We start from the raw sequence: 21,445 nt of genomic DNA on the forward strand, positions 1-21,445 counted from the left end.
TGTCCATGCCGAAAAAAACAATTACGTTCATCGCGAGAATGGACGAATTTTTGCAATCCGTGGTCAGTCAATGCCACGAACTGGGGATATCTGAAGACATTCACGTGGAAGCGATCCGAGTGGACCAGCTTCCGTTTCGACCGATTACGCCGGGGGCGCTGGTGGTTTTGTCCACGAAAAGCATCGTCTCGCTTGTCGAGCCGTATTTGCCTGGCGATGCGAGCATTCTCGTTGCCAAGCGGATGCTGCCGTATCACAATTTGCGCGGCATGCTGGAGATTCCGAAAGGCGTCAAAGTGCTTTTGGTAAGCGATACCAAAGAAACCGCAGAGGAAAACGTTGATTTGCTGCGGGCGTCCGGCATGGATTTTGAGTTGTATCCGTACTATCCCGGAGCGGACTATCCGTCCGATATTGAAATTGCAGTTACGCCTGGCGAGCCTGAACATGTTCCGCCCGGCATTCGCAAAGTAGTCGACATCGGTTACCGCGTCATTGATTTATCGACCTGGATGGCGATCTACTCGCATTTTGGCAGTGGAAATTTCCAAAAGGTGACGGCGAGAGCGATGCAATCGTTGATTTACGTCACGAAAGAGCTGAACAACGAGATTCAGCACGCGCACCTTTTGAGCAAATACTTGGAAGCCATCGTCAACCGGATCGAGGATGCGATCATTGCGTTTGATGAGAAGGAATGGATTCGCTTCGTCAATCAAAAGGCAATCGAATCGTTGCATCTGGAGGGCAGGCAAGTGGTCGGAGAGCGTGCAGCCGACTGTCTTCCGCCGGACTTTTACGAGTTGATCCGGCAGTGTGAAGAGAATGAGGACGTTTTGGTAGATTGGGCGAACAAAACCTACTTTTTCCGCAAGATGCACATTGTCATGGAGGGCAGCTTTCTCGGAAGCTTGCTGTTGTTCCGCAAGGCGGCGGAGATCGAAAAGCTGGAGCACGACTACCGCATGCGCCTGTACAGCAAGGGGCTGGTTGCCAAATACCATTTTGATGATATCTACGGAGAAAGTCCTTCTGTGCAAAAAGTGATCCAGATTGCCAAGAAAATGGCCAGAAGCAATTCGACGGTGCTTTTGTTAGGCGAGACAGGAACAGGGAAGGAATTGCTCGCCCAGGCTATCCACAATGCCTCTCCGCGCAGGCGAGAGCCGTTTGTCGGCGTCAACTTCGCGGCTATCTCCGAATCGCTGTTGGAGAGCGAGCTTTTTGGTTACGAGGAAGGGGCGTTTACAGGGGCGCGAAAAGGCGGCCACATCGGCTGGTTCGAGCTTGCCCACAAAGGAACGATTTTTCTCGACGAGATTGGCGACGCCAGTGGCGCGATTCAAAATCGGCTGCTCCGGGTGTTGCAGGAGCGGCAAATCATGCGGGTGGGGGGCAACAAGGTCATTCCGACGGACATCCGCGTGGTCGCTGCCACCAATCAGGATTTGCAAAAGATGGTGACAGAAGGCTCTTTTCGCGCTGATCTGTACTATCGGCTGAACATCTTGCCGATTCACCTGCCGCCACTTCGCAAACGCCGGGAGGACATCCCGTGGCTCGCGCAGCAATTCGTGAAAAAATACTCGCTCGATTTGCGGCGTCCGCCTTTTACCTTGACCAGCGAGGCGATGAAGGCGCTGATGAACTACGATTGGCCGGGGAATATCCGCGAGCTGGAAAACGTCATCGAGTATTTGGCGCACGTTGCAGAGGAAGAGGCGTACGTGTATCAGTTGCCGTTTTGGAACGAGGCACCGGAAATGCCGCTTGTATCAGACGGGCAGGAAGAACGGTTTGAGTCGATCGCAAGCGAATACGTCAAGCGAGGCTTTTTGGAGGAGGTTTTCGCGATTTTGCAGGAGCTTGGAGCCGGGAGCGGCGGTCGCTACTCCTTGATGGAACAGCTTGGCGAGCGCGACGTGGCGATTTCGTCGCAGCAGTTGCGTTACCGTTTGAAACTGATGCAGCAAGATGAACTGATCCATGTGGGAAAAGGCAGACAAGGAAGTCATATTTCTGCGAAGGGAGAAGCGTTTCTGAGATTCCTTGCGCAGAGGAAAGCAGGTGGACACAGATGAGCGAATATTGGAAGAAGCAAGCTCTCCTGCAAAAAGAAGCGTTCGTGGACGAGCTGGTGGCGTTTCTTTCCATTAACAGTATCGAGGACATGACGACTGCGACAGAGGGCAAGCCGTTCGGACAAGGTGTCGCGGCCGCACTGGAAGCGATGCTTGAGCGCGGACAGCAGGACGGGTTTGCGACGAAAAACCTCGACGGCTACGCAGGAACGATTGAGTATGGCGACGGCGAAGAAGAGATCGGGGTGCTCGTCCACATCGACGTCGTGACGGTCGGAGAAGGCTGGACGACGCCTCCTTTTGAGCCGACGATTCGCGATGGGCGCATGTATGCCAGAGGAGCGCTCGACGACAAGGGACCGGCTCTTGCTGCTTACTATGCGCTCAGGCTGGTGAGAGACTCCGGGCTTGCTCTCTCCAAAAAGGTGCGTTTGATCATCGGAACTGATGAAGAAAGCGGCTGGCTGTGCATGAAGCATTTTGCCGAGCATGACCGGGTGCCGCCTGTCGGCTTTTCGCCAGATTCGGCTTTTCCGATGATTCATGCGGAAAAAGGCCAGATCAACCCGACGCTGACGATCGCTCCGACACAGCGGAGTGCGGATGCGGACCGGGGCTGGACGTTGCTTTCCTTTGTTTCCGGCGATCAGGGCAACAGTGTGCCGGACAAGGCGGAAGCGGTTGTCGAGCTGGGCGCACAAGCGAAAGCGAAGTTCGACTTCGCGCAGCTCGCTGCCGAGTGGGATGCCTTTTTGCAGGCAATGGGAACGAGCGGGCGGATCGAGCAAGTCGATTCAGACAAGCTGGCATTCACCCTGGCGGGCAAGCCCGCACACGGAATGGCTCCACACGAGGGCGTGAATGCGGGAACGATGCTTGCCTGTTTTTTGCGGGAGCAATCGTTTGAAGGTTCCGCATCTTCGTTTCTTTCGCTCTTGTCAGATATTGTTCACGAAGATTATTACGGGCACGAGCTTCATCTGGCTTGCGAGGACGAAGTATCCGGCAAGCTGACTGTCAATGCGGGAATTTTGCGCTACAGCGAAACGGACGGGGGAAGCGTTCGGCTGAACATCCGCTATCCTGCGACGATTTCCTGTGAGGAGTACGTGGAAAAGCTGAGGGCGCGCGTGGCGGAGCTGGGCTGGACAATCGCCAGTCTGCGCACGTCGAAGTCGCATTACGTTCCGGCCGATCATCCTGTCATTCAGACGTTGTCCAAGGTGTACGAGGAGCATACGGGCGAGCCGACTGCCCTGCTGTCATCCGGCGGTGCGACCTACGCCAAAATCATGCCGTACGGAGTCGCTTACGGGCCGCTTTTTCCAGGCAAGGAATCGACGGCGCACCTGGTGGACGAATATGTGGAAATCGACGACCTGCTGCGGGCGATGGCGATTTACGCCCACGCCATCTACGAGCTGGCCAAATAAACGAGGAGGAACTTCATGTCAAACTACCTGGTGAAACGCGTTTTGATGATGATCGTCACGCTGTGGATCATCGTGACGCTGACTTTTTCCTTGATGCATGCCATTCCGGGAAATCCGTTCGCCTCCGAGTCGGATCAGCTGCCGGAGCAAATTTTGAACAACTTGCGGGCCAAGTACAACCTCGATCAACCGCTGCCCGTCCAGTACGTGCTCTACTTGAAAAATTTGTTGCTGCTCGACCTCGGCCCGTCCATCAAATCAGACTCGCGCGGCGTCAACGACATGATTTCCGACGGCTTCGGCGCGTCCGCCTGGCTGGGGGCGCAAGCAATTGCGATCGCCCTGGTGTTTGGGATCACCTTTGGTATCGTGGCAGCGCTCAACCGCAATAAATGGCTGGACTATGTCGCGATGGCGCTGGCCGTTCTCGGGGTAGCGATTCCGAGCTTCATTATGGCTCCGTTGCTGATCAACTTTTTTGCGATCAAGGTGTCGATTTTTCCGGTGGCGACGTGGGGTACATGGATGCACACAGTGCTGCCGTCACTCGCTCTCGCCTTCGGTCCGGTCGCCATCATCACGCGGTATATGCGGGCCAGCATGATTGAAGTGATGAATCAAAACTACATTCGCACGGCCGAGGCAAAAGGCATTCCGATGTTTTTGGTCGTGTTGCGCCACGGCATTCGCAACGCGATTTTGCCTGTCGTGACGTTTCTCGGTCCACTGATCGCCTCGCTGATCACGGGAACGTTTGTCGTCGAGAAAATTTTCGCGATTCCCGGCATCGGCAAATACTTCGTGGACGGTATTTTCAACCGTGATTATCCCGTTATTTTGGGTACGACGATTTTTTACAGCGCCATTTTGATCGTGACCATTTTCCTGATCGATATCGCGTATACGCTGATCGACCCGAGAATCAAGCTGACCAACAAGGAGAGATAGCCTGTGGCGATGGAACATAGAGTAGACCCGTTATTTCAGCCGCTGTCCAAAAAAGGGCAGGCCAACGTCATTTCCCGGCCGAGCCTGAGCAATGGACAGCAAGTGATTCGCAAGTTGGCAAAAAACAAGCTGGCGATGCTCGGTTTGTTCATCATCACGGCACTGGTCGCGATGGCGATTATCGGACCGAACCTCGTGCCTTACAGTTACTCGGATCAGAGCCTGTTGACGAAAAATCAGGAAGTGTCGTCCGAGCACTGGTTTGGAACTGACGAGCTTGGCCGGGACATGTTTGCCAGAACGTGGTACGGCGCGAGAATTTCGTTGACCATCGGGGTGGTGGCGGCGCTCATCGACCTGGTGATCGGCGTAACTGTCGGCGGCATCGCTGGCTACATGGCAGGGCGCGGCAAGCGGGGGGATCGGATCGATACGATTATCATGCGCGTGATTGAAGTGTTGTACGGCTTGCCGTACTTGCTGGTCGTGATCTTGCTGATGGTCGTCATGGAGCCGGGCATATTGACGATTATTATTGCGCTGTCCGCTACGGGCTGGGTCGGCATGGCGCGGCTGGTGCGCGGACAAATTTTGCAGTTGAAAAACCAGGAGTTCATTTTGGCTGCGCAAGTGCTGGGAGCCAAATTCAACCGGATTTTGCTCAAACATCTGATCCCGAATACATTCGGCGTCATTATTGTCAATTTGACGTTTACGATTCCGTCCGCGATTTTTGCCGAGTCGTTCCTGAGCTTTCTCGGACTCGGCGTGCAAGCGCCTGTGGCGAGCTGGGGAACGATGACGAACGACGCTCTTGGCGTTATTTTGACCGGAGACTGGTGGCGGCTGTTTTTCCCGGCGCTCATGATCTCGCTGACGATGTTCGCTTTTAACGTATTTGGAGACGGTTTGCAGGATGCGCTTGACCCGCGCCTGCGCGACTGATGGGGGAGAGGGAGAAAATGACGAAAAATCAGCATTTGTTAGCAATCGACGAGCTGCGTGTCAACTTCAAGACCTACGGTGGCGAAGTGCAAGCGGTGCGCGGCGTCTCCTTTCACGTGGACAAGGGCGAGACGGTCGCGATCGTAGGGGAGAGCGGCTGCGGCAAAAGCGTCACCGCGCAGGCGATCATGGGGCTGATCCCCAACCCGCCTGGCAAAATCGTCGGGGGAAAGATCGTGTTTGACGGGCAGGACATCAGCGGGCTTTCCAAAAAGGAGCTGCTCGGCATTCGCGGAACGCAGATCGGGATGGTGTTCCAGGACCCGATGACCGCGCTCAACCCGACGATGAAGGTCGGAACGCAAATCGTAGAAGGATTTGTGCGCAGTCAAAAAGTGACGCGTGAAGAGGCGCGCCAGCGTGCCATCGAGATGCTCCGGCTGGTCGGCATACCAGACCCGGAAAAGCGGATCGATCAATACCCCCACCAGTTCAGCGGCGGGATGCGCCAGCGCGTCGTCATCGCGATTGCCCTTGCCTGCCAGCCGCGGCTCGTGATCGCCGATGAGCCGACGACAGCGCTGGATGTAACGATTCAGGCGCAAATTCTCGATTTGCTGAAGCGGCTGCAAGCAGAGCAGGAGCTGTCCGTCGTCATCATTACGCATGACCTCGGTGTCGTGGCGGAAATCGCCCATCGGATGGTCGTCATGTATGCAGGCATGGTTGTCGAGACAGGAACGGTCGAGGATGTGTTTGCCAACCCGCGCCATCCGTACACATGGGGATTGATGCGCTCGCTGCCTCGTCTCGATGAGGGCGAGAAACAGCGGCTCGTACCGATCGACGGCACGCCGCCGGACTTGTTCCAACCGCCAAAAGGCTGCCCGTTTGCGGCGCGTTGTGATTTTGCCATGGAAATATGCGATCAGCAAATGCCAGCCAAAAACGACTTCGGAGCGGGCCACGAGGCGGCTTGCTGGCTGCACGATCCAAGAGCGCCGCGCATCGATGCATTGGTTGCAGCAGGGAGGCAGGGAGTATGACAGAAGCGTTGGTTGATGTACGCGATTTGAAAAAGCATTTCTCCATGGGTCCCGGTTTTGATCTGAAAGCCGTGGACGGGGTGACTTTTACGATTCAAAAAGGCGAGACGCTCGGACTGGTAGGCGAGAGCGGCTGCGGCAAATCCACGCTGGGCCGCACGATTATCCGGCTGTATGAGAATACGGCTGGCGAGGTGCTGTTCAAAGGGAAGAACGTCCACCAGTTGCGCGGAAAAGAAGTGGGCCAGTTCAATCGGGATGTCCAGATGATTTTCCAGGACCCGCAGGCCAGCCTCAATCCGCGCATGACGGTAGAGGACATCATCGCGGAAGGCTTGGACATTCACGGACTCAGCAGAGGATCGCGCCGGGAGCGGGTCGCCGAGCTGTTGCAACTGGTCGGTCTGCATAAAGACCACGCCCAGCGTTTCCCGCACGAGTTCAGCGGAGGCCAGCGGCAGCGGATCGGCATCGCCCGCGCCCTCGCTGTCGAACCGCAATTCATCATTGCCGACGAGCCGATTTCCGCCCTGGACGTCTCGATTCAGGCGCAGGTCGTCAACCTGCTGGAAGATTTGCAGCACGATCGCGGTCTTACGTATTTGTTCATTGCCCACGACTTGTCCATGGTCAAACACATTTCCAATCGCATCGGCGTGATGTACTTGGGCAAAATGGTCGAGCTGGCTGCCAGCAATGATTTGTACGCCCGTCCGTTGCATCCGTATACGCAGGCACTGCTCTCGTCTGTGCCTGTTCCCGACCCGACTGTCAAGCGCGAGCGAATCGTGCTTCAGGGCGATTTGCCAAGCCCGGCGAACAAGCCAAGCGGCTGCGGCTTCCGGACGCGCTGCCCGCTCGCCACCGCGCGCTGCGCCGAAGAAGAGCCGAAGTGGCTGGAGGCAGAGCGAGGACACTGGGTCGCCTGTCATTTGCTAGAAGCATAGGTACGGAAACAAAAGACGCCTTTTTCCAGGCGTCTTTTTGCGTTAGATGGCGGTGGCGGCAGGTGATAGATAAAGGAGCGATGTTCGAGTCTGCCCGGTTCTGGCGCGATCCTTTGCCTAATCCCTTGGTCAATCCCTTGCAATCCGTGAATGTCCAAGCCTTCCTTCCGCGATGTCTCGTCATTTACAAGCAGTTGTGTTTTTACATATATTAGGAGTTGAGGTTTGGATGAAGCGTTTGCGAGATTGTGGGGAGAGGTTGTTCGGAAAGGGCGTGCGACGGTGAAAAAGAGAACGATGACTGCCATTCTAGTATTACTGGCTGTTGGGCTCGGCTTGACACTCGCTTTTATAAAAAGGCAGGAAGCATCTTTGGCGGATTCTTCCGGTTATTCATTGTCAAAAGTGTACAACTCCACCAGTGAATTGGTCGATTTTTCCAATGTAATCCTCAAAGGAAAGATTTCCAAGGAACCGAGACAAGAGCAATTGGCCGAGCTCGTTTTTCATGTGTACGACGTCGAGGTAGAAAAGCTGTACGGCAACCAGACCGAGCAAAATATCAAGGCTGGGGATACGGTTGAGGTTTACCGGATCATTGGGTACGCCCCAGGGGATATCCACGAGATGGCCAGTCTCGTCGCCCCCGAGTATCAACAGCTGGAGCAAGGGGAGTACCTGCTCTTTTTGAATAGCAGTTATGAGGAAGAAGGCGACAAGCACATCTTGATTCCCAATTCACCCGAGCAGCTTTACAAAGCGAAGGAAGCAGAGGGCTTTCCTTGGCTGAAGCCGGCAGGCGAACGCTTTGACAGTATTTCGCCGCAAGAGCAGTTGCCGACGATCTATGAATCCGATGTATTCCTGGCCATCGGCAAATCGTTGCTTATAAATAGTAGAAACAAGTAAGCACCAGCGAAAACACAATCAATCCGGTCCCGGAGGCGAGAAAGAGGGAAGTCGCCACCTTGATGACGGATTGTTTTTTTTGCGCAAAAACGGGATCGTCTCCTTGCACGAGATCGCTCTCCATCATGCGCGGCTTGCGGAAAAAGAAGCCTTTGAGCTGCTTGAAGCCACGCATGAAAACGGTGAAGAAGCCGGAACGGGTAACGACGGCAGCACAGCCGACCATCAGCAAAATCAGCCCGAGCAGAAAGCTCTGATTGATATAAGGCAGCAAGGCAAGCGTCTCGGAGGTCACCCCGAGTACGAGGCTACAGGTGATTGCTAGGACCAGGATGATGGCAAACCAATTGTTCACAGTAGAAGCACGTCCTTTTTCGAGTCAGTCTTTTGCCAGCCAAGCCGGCAGTAGGTGCAAATCGACATTTTCAGAGAAAATCCTGTTCATTTGACTTTACCGCAAATGTTGAAAAATTGCCAATGGTGTCGAAAATGCAAATTTCAAGTAAATTCCTGTTGAACCATGTTTTGAAATTTAATATAATTCGCCTGAATGCAACAGGAATATTTTACTATTTTTGCTGTGAATTTCATACCTTTGCAAACTGTTGACAGGAGGGAGAGGTACCATTTTCATTGGGCAAATGACACAGCCGCAACCAACAAATCAATCCAGATAAGGAGTCACGTGAATGAACCAGGCCTTCCTCCGTTTATTCAGTATGTTCCAAGCGTTCCTCCTGGTGTCGCTCCTGCTTTTGCAGCTCGTTCCCGCGCATGCGGCGGCGAGTGCGGACAGCAAGACGTACCTGATCGGCTTCAAGAAACAGGAACGCGCTAAGGTCTGGGCGATCCAGCGGTCATCGGTGGAGCCACTCACCGGACAAATCGTGGTCGCCGAACTGACCGAAAGCGAGAAACAAGCGATGCTGGAAGACGAACATGTCGCCTACATCGAAGAAGACAGCGAAACCGAGCTGGCGGAAGCAAGTCTCCCGCCAGGTCAAAGTCAGCAAGTGCCGTGGGGTGTCGAGCATATCGGTGCCGCCGCTGCGCACAGCCAGCAGTACAAAGGGCAACGCATCAAAATCGGGGTATTGGATACCGGGATTTCTGCCCACCCAGACTTGGAGATCAAGGGCGGTGTGTCCTACATCGAAGGAGAGGACGATTTTGGCGACCAGCACGGCCACGGTACGGCTGTAGCGGGAGTCATCGCCGCCCAGGATAACGATTTTGGTATCGTCGGCGTCGCGCCGGAAGCGGAATTGTACGCGATTAAAGTGTTGGACAAAAAAGGCCACGGGACCTACTCCAGCATGATCCAGGGGATCGAATGGGCGATTCAAAACCGGATGAACATCCTCTCGATCAGCGCGGGCGGTTATGTGAACAGCCGCGCCTTGCACGACCAGATCAAACGGGCGAACGAGCACGGTATTTTGGTCATTGCGGCGGCGGGCAACCGGGGCTTGGGCGAAGAAACCGAGCTGTTTCCAGCCCAGTATGCGGAAACGATTTCGGTCGGTGCGGTTGACCAGGAAGATCAGCGCGCCGATTTTTCCAGTGTCGGAAAAGAGCTGGACCTCATGGCGCCAGGGGTGGATATCCGGAGTACCGCGCCTGGTGGAGATTTTCAGACGAGATCAGGCACTTCGCTCGCTGCTCCGCACGTAGCGGGGGCGGCGGCCGTGATTTGGTCGGCGAAAGGAAACATTTCTAGCGCTGAGCTGCGCGATCTGTTGACGAAAAGCGCTACGCCGCTGGGCGAGTCCCGTTTTTACGGCAAAGGGCTGGTCCATCTGGAAAAGGCGCTGGGTCAAGGGGAAAGTTCTGCGGAAATCGCAGCGCTTTTGCCTTCTGTTTCAGAACTCAAGCTGGCACAGGGGGAAAGCCATCCGCTCAAAGTCACAGCCAAGCGCACAGATGGTTCGGAGCAAGACGTGGCCAAGCGGGTCAGCTATGCCGTGCAGGATGAGGCCATTGCCAAGGTAAGTGCTGCGGGCGTGGTAAGCGGCGTCGGGCCGGGCGAAACCAAAGTAACGGGAGAGTTGGAAGGACATCACTTCGAGATTTCCGTTACGGTGACCCCGCCGGAACCGCTGCGTCCACTGGCAGGGCTGGATAGTCCGGAAAATGGCGAATGGACGAGCGGCCTGTTGAATGGAAAAGGGTGGTATCTCGATTCTGCGGGAGTGGCGAGCATTCGCATCCAAGTGGATGGGGCTGACGCAGGAGAAGCGCAGTACGGTCAGCCACGACCGGATATCGCGGCGAAATATCCGGCGTATGGCAATCCAAACGCAGGGTTTACGTTCCAACTGGACACGCAAACACTAGCGAGCGGAGCGCATACACTTGCGGTGATCATAGAAAATGCGGCTGGCGAGAAAACGACCATTGAGGGCCGATCCTTTTATGTCGGGGAAACGCCGTTGCCGGAGGGCTTGCAGGCGGATGTCCAGAAGCTGGAGTTGGCTCCTGGCAATAGCCATCCGTTGAAGATATCCGTCATTTTGGAGGATCGCTCGGTCCAAGACGTGACGCAGCAGGCGACCTATGTTTCCTCTGACCCGGGAGTTGCTACCGTGAGCGAGACGGGAGTCGTGCAAGCGGTTGGAGTTGGCAGCACAAACCTTACCGTCACCTACGAAGCCAAGACGCTGGTCATCCCGGTACAGGTCAAGGAAGAAACGCCGCTCCCTGCGCGCGGGGAAGTGGAGCGCCCGGCAAACAACGCCACCGTAGCGGGTCAAGTGCTGGTGGAAGGCTGGTACTTGGACCCGGCCGGAGTGGCGAAGATCGAGGTGCAACTGGACGGAACGCGGCTGGGGGATGCGCAGTACGGGCTTGCCCGTCGCGACATCGAAACAGCTTACCCGGACTACCGCAATCCGGCGGCAGGTTTTCAGTTCCTTTTCCAGACAAGCGCTGGGCAAGAAGGAGCGCATGTATTGAAAGTAACGGCTGTCAGCAACGACGGCACGGAACATGTGCTGGCGGAGCGAGCTATCCTAGTTGAACAAGAACAGCCAACGACAAGCATCTCGGCTGCGCCTGAAAAAGTAGAGGTGGCTCGCGGGAAAACGCAACAGCTGCGCATTTCGGCTGTCCTTTCCGATCAAGAGACAAAAGACGTGACCGCAGGAGCGACCTATGCCGCAGACCATCCGCATGTGGCCAGTATTTCGCCAAGCGGAATGGTCACGGGATTAGAAGCCGGACAAACGACCATCACCGTCCACTACCAGGAGCATGTGCTGACCGTTCCCGTAACGGTACGGGAAGCGGCAGGCTTCATCCAAGGCGGAATCGATACCCCACCGGACAACGCGACCATTAGCGGCGTGTACCCGATTACGGGCTGGTATTTCCACTCGGGCGGAGTCGCCAAGGTGGAAGTGCTGGTAGACGGTATCCTCCAAGGGGAAGCCGCCTACGGCATACCCCGTCCAGAAGTAGAGATCACGGATGTCTCCTCGCCGAATCACGATATCGGCTATCAATTCGATCTCGATACGGGCAAGCTCCAGGAAGGAACGCATACGCTTTCCGTACGCGGAACGGGCCAAGACGGGACGCAGACGATGCTTGGGGAAAGAAAGATCCACGTCGTTCCGCTTTTGCCAGCGAAAAGTCTTCAGGCCAACAGCACCGCGCTAAGCTTGACGGCAGGCAAAACGCATCTACTCGTGGTCAAGGCCATTCTCGACGACGAAAGCGAGCATGATGTCAGCAAACTGGCACGCTACACCGTAGATAACCTCTCCGTAGCGAAAGTAAACGCAGATGGCCTCGTCACCGCCATTACACCAGGCACGGCAAACTTGACCATTACCTACGGACAGCAGAGCCTCTCGATCCCCATCACCGTCACGGAAGCCGGACCACTGTCCGCAATGGGCGAATTGGAGACGCCCGTCCAGGGAGCTGTCATCGAGGGCACAAGCACGATCGCCGGATGGTTTTTAGCGACGACACCTATTACGCGTTACGAAGTGTTGGTGGACGGAACGAAGAAAGGCGAAGCAAAAGCAGGCATCGCTCGCCCGGATATCGCCTTGCTGCACCCGGAGTATGCAAACAGCCACGCCGGTTTTAGCCTGACGCTGGAGGGATCCGACCTGCCAGCCGGGGAGCATACCGTTGCCGTGGTGGCCATTGACCCGGAAGGCAAGTCGCATCCGTTGCCAGAAAAACGCTTCGTCATCGGGAAACAACCCCCGATCCTTCGTTTGCAGCCACAAGAGCCAACCGTCACCTTGCCGAAAGATTCCAGCAAAAAGCTGACCATCTCCGCGCTACTGACGGAGCAAACGACCAAAGAGATCACAGGAGAAGCACAGTACACGGCAGAAAAGGCTGAGATCATCCACATCAGCCCTCTCGGTGTGGTAACGGGGCTGCAAGTCGGCCAGACCAACGTAGTCGCAAGCTACGGCGGGCAATCCGTTACCATCCCGATCACCGTGACAGAGACAGAAGCCGGGTCCACGCAGCCAAAAGGGCAATTAGAGCTGCCATTTGACCGCGCTGTCATCGGTGGCGTGACCACCGTCCAAGGCTGGCTGCTCGACCCGTCTGGCATCGCCAAAGTCGAGGTACTCGTGGATGGACAAGCTGTGGGCACCGCCGAATACGGCGAACCTCGCCCGGATATTGCGGCGCTGTATCCGCATTACCGCCAGGCAAACGCCGGGTTCCGCTACCAATGGGACACGCTTCCGTTCGCCGAAGGCACGCACAAGCTGACCATCCGCGCCACGAATCAGACGGGACAGGAAAGCCTTGTGCTGGAAAGAGACGTGGTCATTGGTCCCGTTGCCAAACTGACCGCCAATCTCACCTCGATCGCGCTGGAAAAAGACAAGACCGTGACCTTCCAACTGACCGCCACCCATCGTGACAACAGCACAAAAGACGTCACCGCCGAAGCGACGTACGCGTTTGAGAACCCGGCCCTCACCAAAATCGAGGCGTCGACAGGCTTGATCACGGGCCTGATGCCAGGAAACACGCATCTGCGCGTATCGTATGCCGGAATCGTGCAGACGTATCCGGTGCAGGTCCAAGGAGACGGACCGAGCCACGGTGGAGAAATCGACACGCCGTCAGACAACGAAGTCATCAGCGGAAACTACCTCGTCACGGGTTGGTTCCTCCCCGAGGGCGAGTTGGACAAAATCGAGGTGCTGCTGGACGAAACCGTTTTGGGCGAGGCGTTGTACGGCACCGAGCGCCCCGATGTGCTGCGCACGTACCCGGGCAGCCAAGGCGCGAAGCCAGGCTTTTCCTACGGGCTGCGTGCAGAGGAGCAGCCAAAGGGAACGCACAAGCTGACCGTTCGGGTTACCGAAAAAGACGGAAAACAAACCAACCTGGAGAGAACCGTCACGATTGTCGAGGCGATCACCGAAGAAAATCGCTACTGGCTGCAATTTTCCAAGGAACAGGGCAAACACAACTGGTCCTATTTGGAGGCCAAGGAAGAGCGCTACACCGAGCTTATGTGGAACCAGGAAAGCGAGCAGTGGAAAAGCCCGCAAGGCGAGACGATCATCGGGAATACGTGGATGAAAATCGGCGGCTCCGATCCGGTCATTCGCTGGGAAGCGCCGCGTTCCGGGAAGATTCACGTCGGCGGCTGGGCGTCCATGCTCGAAGGAAGCGAAGGAGACGGCGTTAACCTCCGCCTTTTGAAAAACGATACCCAAATCTGGCCGTCGGCAGGCTGGCAGTCCATTGCGTTCAACGATCAGGTTGGGGTGGAGCTAGCGCAAGAGCTGGAAGTTGAGGCAGGAGACAAGCTGTATTTCCAGGCGCAGGCCAAAGAAACCGAGGTGGGGGATTCATTCAAATGGACCCCGGAGATTGACTATCTCTCCACGAACATCCCGGATCATGCCGCGCCGCGTGTGTACGTCACCACCCCCGTTACGGGAAAAGTCATCGATCAGGTGAACGGACAGGATGTGATTCCCCTTTCCGGTTGGGTCATGGACCCGAATCTGGGGGATCGCGTCAGCCTCTGGTATCAAATCGACGAAGGGGAAGTGCACCAGATCGCTTCGTTCCTGGCGTCAGAAAACGCCTCCGCCTTTTTGTACCATGCTCCGGTGCAAGACCTGCAGCCAGACGACGTATACTCCCTGAAAGTCTGGGCCACCGATCAGAAGCAGGGCCTGTCTCCTGTACAGCAGGTGGACTTCACCCTGGATATGCGCGCACAGGCCAAGGAAAAAGACCCGGTCTATATCGAGGCAACCTGGAAGAGCCCCGCGAACAACGCCGAGTTTCATTTGGGAGATCGCATCGTATTCACCTGGGATTACTCGCCAGACTATCCATTCAGTGTGTATGGGGACAAAATAACGAGTCAGGAATTGACGATTTATATTACGCAATCGGGACAACTCACGCCGACGATCAAGGAGAAGCTGTCTACCAAAACCCGTTCGTATGAGATGGACACATCCATGATTACCAAAAACGCTACGGTGGAAGCGCGGCTGCGTACCGTTTTGAACATTAGCGGTGTGCCGTCGTACGTGGAAGGCTCCACGATCAAACGGAATTTCAAGATTTTGTACGGCAATACGGCGCCCATCATGGAGAGCACGGAATTTGATGTCATTTACTCAGGAAACACCGGACTTATCACCTACTCGATTGTGGAAAAGGATGCTACAGACAAGCTGGTGGCACGGAAACTTCGGGTCGGCTGGACGCCGGGTGGGAATGAGGTGGGAGAGACAATGGAGAACCTCCCCGAGGATAATCAGGCCAAGCGAACCTCGAGTCGCTACCAATTTCCCATCACCAAAGACATGCTGTTTCGGACCATCTATTGGACCGCACAGGCCCAAGATAACCGCGGAGCCTGGTCGGAGCCGCAAGTCTACTCGGCTCGTCTGGTGGATCACCTCCCAGAGCTGGCAGTCTACACCCCTACAGAGAAGCGCATTATCGACTTGAAGGAAACCTTTACCCTGGACGGCACGTACAGCCGCTTGCAGGCAGGAGACACGCTCACAGGAACGATTTACCCGGCGACGTATGCCAAGAAAACGACGACCACGACTGGTTCAGCTGGTTATTGGAGTATGAGCTGGCTGGGCCAGGAGCTGGGCGAAGGTACGTATACGAATACGGAGGTACGCAGCGCAAGCGGTCGAGCCGCTTCTTACAGCGGAGTCCTGGTCGTCGAACGGAAACCGGGAGCGCCGGTCATTGTCAAGACCGAGCCGACCAAGAACGCCATCACGGTGTACTGGAACCCAAGTCCTGGCGCCAGCACCTACCAGATCCGCCTGGATAACCATCCTCTGGCGCGAGATGTAGGGAACGTCACCAGCTATACGTTCTCCGGCCTCCAGCCAGGCCGCGCCTATACGATCATGCTGTGGGCCTACAGCCCATCCGGAATCAGCAGCTACCCGGCTTCGATTTCCGTCGAGACGCTGCCTGCGGAGGAAAACTTCACGTTGTTGCAGGAAAACAGCCCGATTCGCATGTACTACCCGGCGGAGCAGGCGAAATATTTCAAGCTCACCGCCAAAACGAGCGGCACGTACCAGTTTACGTTGACCAACGATTCCAGTTCCCTCGCCGCAGGGAAAATCGCGGTGTTCCGCAGCGCGTCCCTGCAAACGCCGGACCAAATCGCTTCCGGTGAAAACGGGAGTGTCAGCGCGGCACTGGTCGCAGGCAAAACGTACTATCTGTCCGTCCAGTCCCGCAGCTCCTTGTACGCGACGCTCCTGGCCAAGGCGAGCGGAGAAGCGATTGTGTTCAACCAGGCCAAGGAACTCACGATTCCAGCCGGGCAATCGGTCGAGCTGTCCATGAATGCGCTGATCCCTGGAACCTACCGCACCGTGGTCCAACTGAAAAATCCAAGCAGCAAATACCCGACGGTCGCTATGCTGTCCAACGGCACGCTCGTCAGTCCGAAGCAAAAGCCAAGCGAGGCCGAGGCCGTGTACGAGTTGGCATCCGGCAGCTACACCGTCCGGCTGACCAACAACGACACCACTGCGCTTAGCCTGTCGTTTACCGTCTTTGCCCCACTGGCAGGAGGCACGCTGTATGAATACGTCTACGATGCCAACAACCGGATCACGGCGATCAAGGAAAACGGCGCCAACAGCGTCACCTTCACCCACGATGAGAACGGAAACTTGCTCAAAAGCGTCAAGCAAGCCGTCTCGCCTCAGCCAAAGGCAACCGCATTAAAGCTCGATTCGGACAAAGTGGATGTGTCCTCCGGCGGCTCGGCGTCCATCCAGGTAACCGCGACGCTGGAAAATGGCAGTCAGGTGGATGTCACCTCGCAAGTGACGGTTATCGTGGAAAATCCATCCGTAGCCTACATCAGTAACGGGCGTGTCTACGCCGTCAACGGCGGAACCACCCAGGCACGGCTGTACTATGGCGGACAAACGAAGACACTCACGATTACCGTAAGCGCTCCGGCGATCTCTTTGTCGTCCATCAGCCTGAGCCCGGCGCAAACGACCCTGGCAGAAGGACAAATCCAGCGCGTGTACGCCACCGCCTACTACACCGATGGCAGCAGCAAAGACATCAACAGCGTCGCCAGCTTTTCTTCCTCCAGTCCATCGGTGGCGCAGGTGAGTAGCCAGGGCGTCGTGACCGGGATCGCCCCGGGAACCGCGACGATTACCGCTTCCTATAACGGCAAAAGCGCTTCCGCTCAAGTAACGGTGCAGGGAGCCTACTTGCTGGGACTGAAAGCCAGTCCCGCGCAGCTTTCGCTGGCAGCCGGAAACAAGGGACAACTGAGCATCTACGCACAGTATTCCAACGGAGTCGAGGAAAACGTTTCGGTCAAAGCCCAATACACCAGCGGCAACCCTGCGATTGCCTCGGTCGATGGCATGGGAGGCGTGGTGGCAACTGCCGCCGGAACGACAACCATCCAGGTCACCTACGGAGCGAAAAGCCTGTCCGTTCCCGTCACGGTGACAGGAACGGTCGTCACCTTGCAGACGATCTCGGTTCGTCCGGAGTCCGTCAGCGTGAAAAAGGGTGCAACCCAGCAACTGGAAGTCAAAGCAACGTATAGCGATAACAAGGTGACCGATGTGACCAGCCAAGCTTCGTACCAAATCGCCCAACCCGCGATTGCCACAGTTTCAGCGACTGGGTTGATCACAGGAACAGCAGTTGGCTCTACGACGATGACCGTATCTTTTGGCGGTAAAACCGTCTCTGTGCCTGTACAGGTCACAGAAGCTCAGGAGCCTGTGCAGAGTCTGACCGTAACGCCTGTCAAACTGGAGCTTTTGATAGGAAAAGCACAGACCCTGCAAGTAACGGCAACCTACCAAGACGGCACGGAAGAAAATGTTTCCCAAAAGGCCACGTACACCAGCAGCAACGCCACGATTGCTTCCGTAAGTAGCAGCGGTGTAGTTACAGCACTGGCGGAAGGCACGGCGCAAATTACGGTCCAATATGGCGGAAAGAGCATCTCGATTCCGGTCACGGGAAGTGTCGTCAGCTTGCAGACGCTCGCCGTTCGTCCAGAGTCCGTCAGCATGAAAAAGGGTGCAACCCAGCAACTGGAAGTCAAAGCAACGTATAGCGATAACAAGGTGACCGATGTGACCAGCCAAGCCACCTACCAAATCGCCCAACCCGCGATTGCCACGGTTTCAGCGACTGGATTGATTACGGGAGTGGCAGTAGGCTCCACGACGATTACGATTACGTTTGGCGGCAAAACGGTCTCTGTGCCCGTTCAAATCACAGAAGCCCGGGAGCCCGTCCAGAGCTTGACCGTAACCCCTGCCCAACTGGATCTTCTGGTAGGCAAAACGCAAACCTTGCAAGTAACGGCCACCTACCAAGACGGCAAAACGGCAGACGTATCCAAACAAGTTACGTACTTGTCGCAAGATCCAGCCACAGCAACCGTCCAGCCTGACGGACTCGTCACCGCTGTCCAGGCAGGAAGTACGAGCCTCACTGTGACCTATGAAGGCGTGAGCGTCAACGTACCCGTTGTCGTCACGGCGGAGAACGCGGTAGTGGACATCAAGATCGTTCCGGAAGCCATTACCTTGCTGGAACATGCGACGAAGCAGCTCGCAGTCAAGGCTGTACACGCAGATGGAACAGAGTCCGACATTACCGACAAGGCCCAGTACACTGTCGATGACCCGTCCATCGCATCGGTAAGTACGGGCGGTTTGCTGACAGCTAAAAAAGCAGGAACGGCGACGCTTACCGCAGCATTTTCCGGCAAGCAGCGGAGCGTGGCGGTGAAAGTAATCGAAGGAACGGAACCAGGTAGCAAGGTACGGAGGTTGTCAACGGGTAGTGATCACGTCCTGATAGTCAAGGAAGACGGAATCGTGTGGGCATGGGGTCGAAACGACAAAGGACAACTGGGAGACGGCACGACACAAAATCAGACGACACCAGTAGCAAGTGTACGAGTGATCACGCCCAACCAGTTGGTAGCAGTCCCAAGTTCCATCCAATTGCTTCCAGCGCAAAGCAAGCCGTTGAAAGTAACGGCAACCTATGCAAGCGGCGATTCACAAGATGTAACAACGCAAGCAACGTATGAAAGCAGCTATCCCGAAATCGCTGCCGTAGATGCGACAGGTGTAGTTACAGCCGGAGGCACAGTAGGGACAGCAACGATTATGGTTCGCTATTACAACCAGACAATAAGCGTCCCAGTACAGGTCAAAGAAATAGCCCCTCAAGCCAAACGCCTGTCAACAGGTAGCTATCACGCCCTGATGATCAAGGAAGATGGAACAGCCTGGGCATGGGGGCGAAACGACAAAGGACAACTGGGAGACGGCACGACACAAAACCGGACAACGCCAGTAGCAAGTGTACGAGTGATCACGCCCAACCAGTTGATAGCAGTCCCAAGCTCCATCCAGTTGCTTCCAGCACAAAACAAGCCGTTGAAAGTAACGGCAACCTATGCAAGCGGCGATTCACAAGATGTAACAACGCAAGCAACGTATGAAAGCAGCTATCCCGAAATCGCTGCCGTAGATGCGACAGGTGTAGTTACAGCCGGAGGCACAGTAGGGACAGCAACGATTATGGTTCGCTATTACAACCAGACAATAAGCGTCCCAGTACAGGTCAAAGAAATAGCCCCTCAAGCCAAACGCCTGTCAACAGGTAGCTATCACGCCCTGATGATCAAGGAAGATGGAACAGCCTGGGCATGGGGGCGAAACGACAAAGGACAACTGGGAGACGGCACGACACAAAACCGGACAACGCCAGTAGCAAGTGTACGAGTGATCACGCCCAACCAGTTGATAGCAGTCCCAAGCTCCATCCAGTTGCTTCCAGCACAAAGCAAGCCGTTGAAAGTAACGGCAACCTATGCAAGCGGCGACTCGCAAGATGTAACGACGCAAGCAACGTATGAAAGTAGCCATCCCGAAATCGCTGCCGTAAATGCGACAGGTGTAATTACAGCCGGAGGAACAGCAGGGACAGCAACGATTACAGTTCGTTATTACAACAAGACACTCACGGTTTCAGTACAGGTCAAAGAAATAGCTCCTCAAGCCAAACGCCTGTCAACAGGTAGCTATCACGCCCTGATGATCAAGGAAGATGGAACAGCCTGGGCATGGGGTCGAAACGACAAAGGACAACTGGGAGACGGCACGACACAAAACCGGACAACGCCAGTAGCAAGTGTACGAGTGATTACGCCCAACCAGTTGATAGCAGTCCCAAGCTCTATCCAGTTGCTTCCAGAACAAAACAAGCCGTTGAAAGTAACGGCAACCTATGCAAGCGGCGACTCGCAAGATGTAACGACGCAAGCAACGTATGAAAGTAGCCATCCCGAAATCGCTGCCGTAAATGCGACAGGTGTAATTACAGCCGGAGGAACAGCAGGGACAGCGACGATTACGGTTCGTTATTACAACCAAATGCTCACAATTCCTGTACAGGTCAAAGAAATAGCCCCTCAAGCCAAACGCCTGTCAACAGGTAGCTATCATGCCCTGATGATCAAGGAAGATGGAACAGCCTGGGCATGGGGCCGAAATGACAAAGGACAGCTGGGAGACAGCACAACTATAAACAGGTTAGTTCCTGTTCAAACGAATGGACAATAGCATGGAGGTAAACAAAATGAAAAAAAGAAGCACGATTGTCAAAAGAGTAACCAATCTGTTTTTAGCATCGATGACCATTCTTGCCCTCGCACAAAATCCTGCACATGCAGCAGATAGTATGGTGAGCAGTGCTGCGGGGAATAAGCACTCTCTTGCTTTGAAGGAAGATGGAACAGTTTGGGCGTGGGGGGACAATACTAGTGGTCAGCTAGGAGATGGCACTACGGTTCGAAAGAATGTGCCGGTTCTGGTAAAAGGATTGATAAACGTTACGCGCATTTCAGCAGGAAGTGAGTATAGCATGGCTTTAAAATCTGATGGAACAGTCTGGAGCTGGGGGAATAATAGCTCAGGCCAGCTGGGGGACGGGACAACAAACAGCAGTATTACTCCAGTTCAAGCAGTTGGTCTCACCGACATAGTCGAGATAGCTGCCGGATCTTCTCATGGATTAGCCCTGAAAAAAGATGGGACAGTTTGGATGTGGGGATCATTTTTAGACAGCAACTATCAGCAGCCTATTAAAGTAGCAGATATCGACGATGTAAAGGATATTGCTGCGGGGCAAGGAGTTAATCTTGCTGTCAAAAAAGACGGAACTGTCTGGGCATGGGGGGCAAATAAATTTGGTCAACTAGGTTTAAACCACACCAATAACGTACCATCTCCAACAAAAATAGTCTCTCTTTCCAATATTGTGTCGGTGGCGGCAGGAAGTGTATGCGGCTATGCCCTTGATATAGATGGAAATGTTTACGCTTGGGGAGACAATTATTTTGGCCAATTAGGTGATGGTACGAATAAAAACAGATACGCACCAGTGCAAGTAATCGATTTAACTGACGTTGAAGAAATTGCTAGCGGGGCTAATGCGGATCGTGGCTTAGCCAGAAAAAAAGATGGAACCATTTATGCTTGGGGATCTGGTGACTATGGCTCACTCGGCAACGGCACAACTACTCATAGCAACAAACCCATCCAAATCACACTCCCCTAACC

10 protein-coding genes are annotated in these 21,445 nt (G+C 55.1%); 9 read left to right on the forward strand and 1 reads right to left on the reverse strand.

Going from position 1 to position 21,445, the window contains the following annotated elements:
• The first annotated feature begins 5 nt into the window (after nucleotides 1–5).
• From HP435_RS09270 to HP435_RS09300, 7 genes are all read left to right on the forward strand, one after another.
• Entirely contained in the window at nucleotides 6–2,081 is a 2,076-nt protein-coding gene (locus HP435_RS09270) for a sigma-54 interaction domain-containing protein (protein ID WP_173596267.1), read from the forward strand.
• Nucleotides 2,078–3,514, forward strand: a complete 1,437-nt coding sequence (gene pepV, locus HP435_RS09275; protein ID WP_173599796.1) for a dipeptidase PepV — start codon at nucleotides 2,078–2,080, stop codon at nucleotides 3,512–3,514. The genes HP435_RS09270 and pepV overlap by 4 nt, the downstream gene beginning before the upstream one ends.
• Nucleotides 3,515–3,529: 15 nt before the next feature.
• Nucleotides 3,530–4,462: an ABC transporter permease gene (locus HP435_RS09280; protein WP_063227133.1), complete on the forward strand. Its 933-nt coding sequence runs from the start codon at nucleotides 3,530–3,532 to the stop codon at nucleotides 4,460–4,462.
• Nucleotides 4,463–4,471: 9 nt separating this feature from the next.
• Nucleotides 4,472–5,407 carry an ABC transporter permease gene (locus HP435_RS09285; protein WP_167470244.1) on the forward strand — a complete coding sequence of 312 codons (936 nt, stop codon included), beginning with the start codon at nucleotides 4,472–4,474 and terminating at the stop codon, nucleotides 5,405–5,407.
• A gap of 17 nt (nucleotides 5,408–5,424) precedes the next feature.
• Entirely contained in the window at nucleotides 5,425–6,453 is a 1,029-nt protein-coding gene (locus HP435_RS09290) for an ABC transporter ATP-binding protein (RefSeq protein ID WP_173599797.1), read from the forward strand.
• Nucleotides 6,450–7,400, forward strand: coding sequence for an ABC transporter ATP-binding protein (locus HP435_RS09295; RefSeq protein WP_122963238.1), 951 nt, complete (start codon nucleotides 6,450–6,452; stop codon nucleotides 7,398–7,400). The genes HP435_RS09290 and HP435_RS09295 overlap by 4 nt, the downstream gene beginning before the upstream one ends.
• Nucleotides 7,401–7,625: 225 nt before the next feature.
• Nucleotides 7,626–8,309 (forward strand): hypothetical protein, encoded by a 684-nt coding sequence (locus HP435_RS09300; RefSeq protein ID WP_229049880.1) that lies wholly within the window; start codon nucleotides 7,626–7,628, stop codon nucleotides 8,307–8,309.
• Here the strand turns inward: HP435_RS09300 and HP435_RS09305 are convergent.
• On the reverse strand, nucleotides 8,287–8,664 hold the full coding sequence (locus HP435_RS09305) for a DUF3899 domain-containing protein (RefSeq protein WP_122963239.1): 378 nt from the start codon (nucleotides 8,662–8,664) through the stop codon (nucleotides 8,287–8,289). The genes HP435_RS09300 and HP435_RS09305 overlap by 23 nt on opposite strands.
• A 334-nt stretch (nucleotides 8,665–8,998) precedes the next feature.
• On the opposite strand from HP435_RS09305, the gene HP435_RS09310 reads away from it, so the two are divergent.
• On the forward strand, nucleotides 8,999–20,446 hold the full coding sequence (locus HP435_RS09310) for an Ig-like domain-containing protein (RefSeq protein WP_229049881.1): 11,448 nt from the start codon (nucleotides 8,999–9,001) through the stop codon (nucleotides 20,444–20,446).
• A 16-nt stretch (nucleotides 20,447–20,462) separates the two neighbouring features.
• Nucleotides 20,463–21,443: an RCC1 domain-containing protein gene (locus tag HP435_RS09315; protein ID WP_122966898.1), complete on the forward strand. Its 981-nt coding sequence runs from the start codon at nucleotides 20,463–20,465 to the stop codon at nucleotides 21,441–21,443.
• The last annotated feature ends 2 nt before the right edge of the window (nucleotides 21,444–21,445 follow it).

Source organism: Brevibacillus sp. HD3.3A, from assembly GCF_013284375.2.
Classification (GTDB): Bacteria; Bacillota; Bacilli; order Brevibacillales; family Brevibacillaceae; genus Brevibacillus; species Brevibacillus parabrevis.

What these genes read in the sequence shown, in the direction of transcription:
- HP435_RS09290 (WP_173599797.1), top strand. Translation starts at nt 5,425, where the DNA reads ATGACGAAAAATCAGCATTTGTTAGCAATCGACGAGCTGCGTGTCAAC.
- pepV (WP_173599796.1), top strand. Translation starts at nt 2,078, where the DNA reads ATGAGCGAATATTGGAAGAAGCAAGCTCTCCTGCAAAAAGAAGCGTTC.
- HP435_RS09280 (WP_063227133.1), top strand. Translation starts at nt 3,530, where the DNA reads ATGTCAAACTACCTGGTGAAACGCGTTTTGATGATGATCGTCACGCTG.
- HP435_RS09295 (WP_122963238.1), top strand. Translation starts at nt 6,450, where the DNA reads ATGACAGAAGCGTTGGTTGATGTACGCGATTTGAAAAAGCATTTCTCC.
- HP435_RS09315 (WP_122966898.1), top strand. Translation starts at nt 20,463, where the DNA reads ATGAAAAAAAGAAGCACGATTGTCAAAAGAGTAACCAATCTGTTTTTA.
- HP435_RS09310 (WP_229049881.1), top strand. Translation starts at nt 8,999, where the DNA reads ATGAACCAGGCCTTCCTCCGTTTATTCAGTATGTTCCAAGCGTTCCTC.
- HP435_RS09285 (WP_167470244.1), top strand. Translation starts at nt 4,472, where the DNA reads ATGGAACATAGAGTAGACCCGTTATTTCAGCCGCTGTCCAAAAAAGGG.
- HP435_RS09270 (WP_173596267.1), top strand. Translation starts at nt 6, where the DNA reads ATGCCGAAAAAAACAATTACGTTCATCGCGAGAATGGACGAATTTTTG.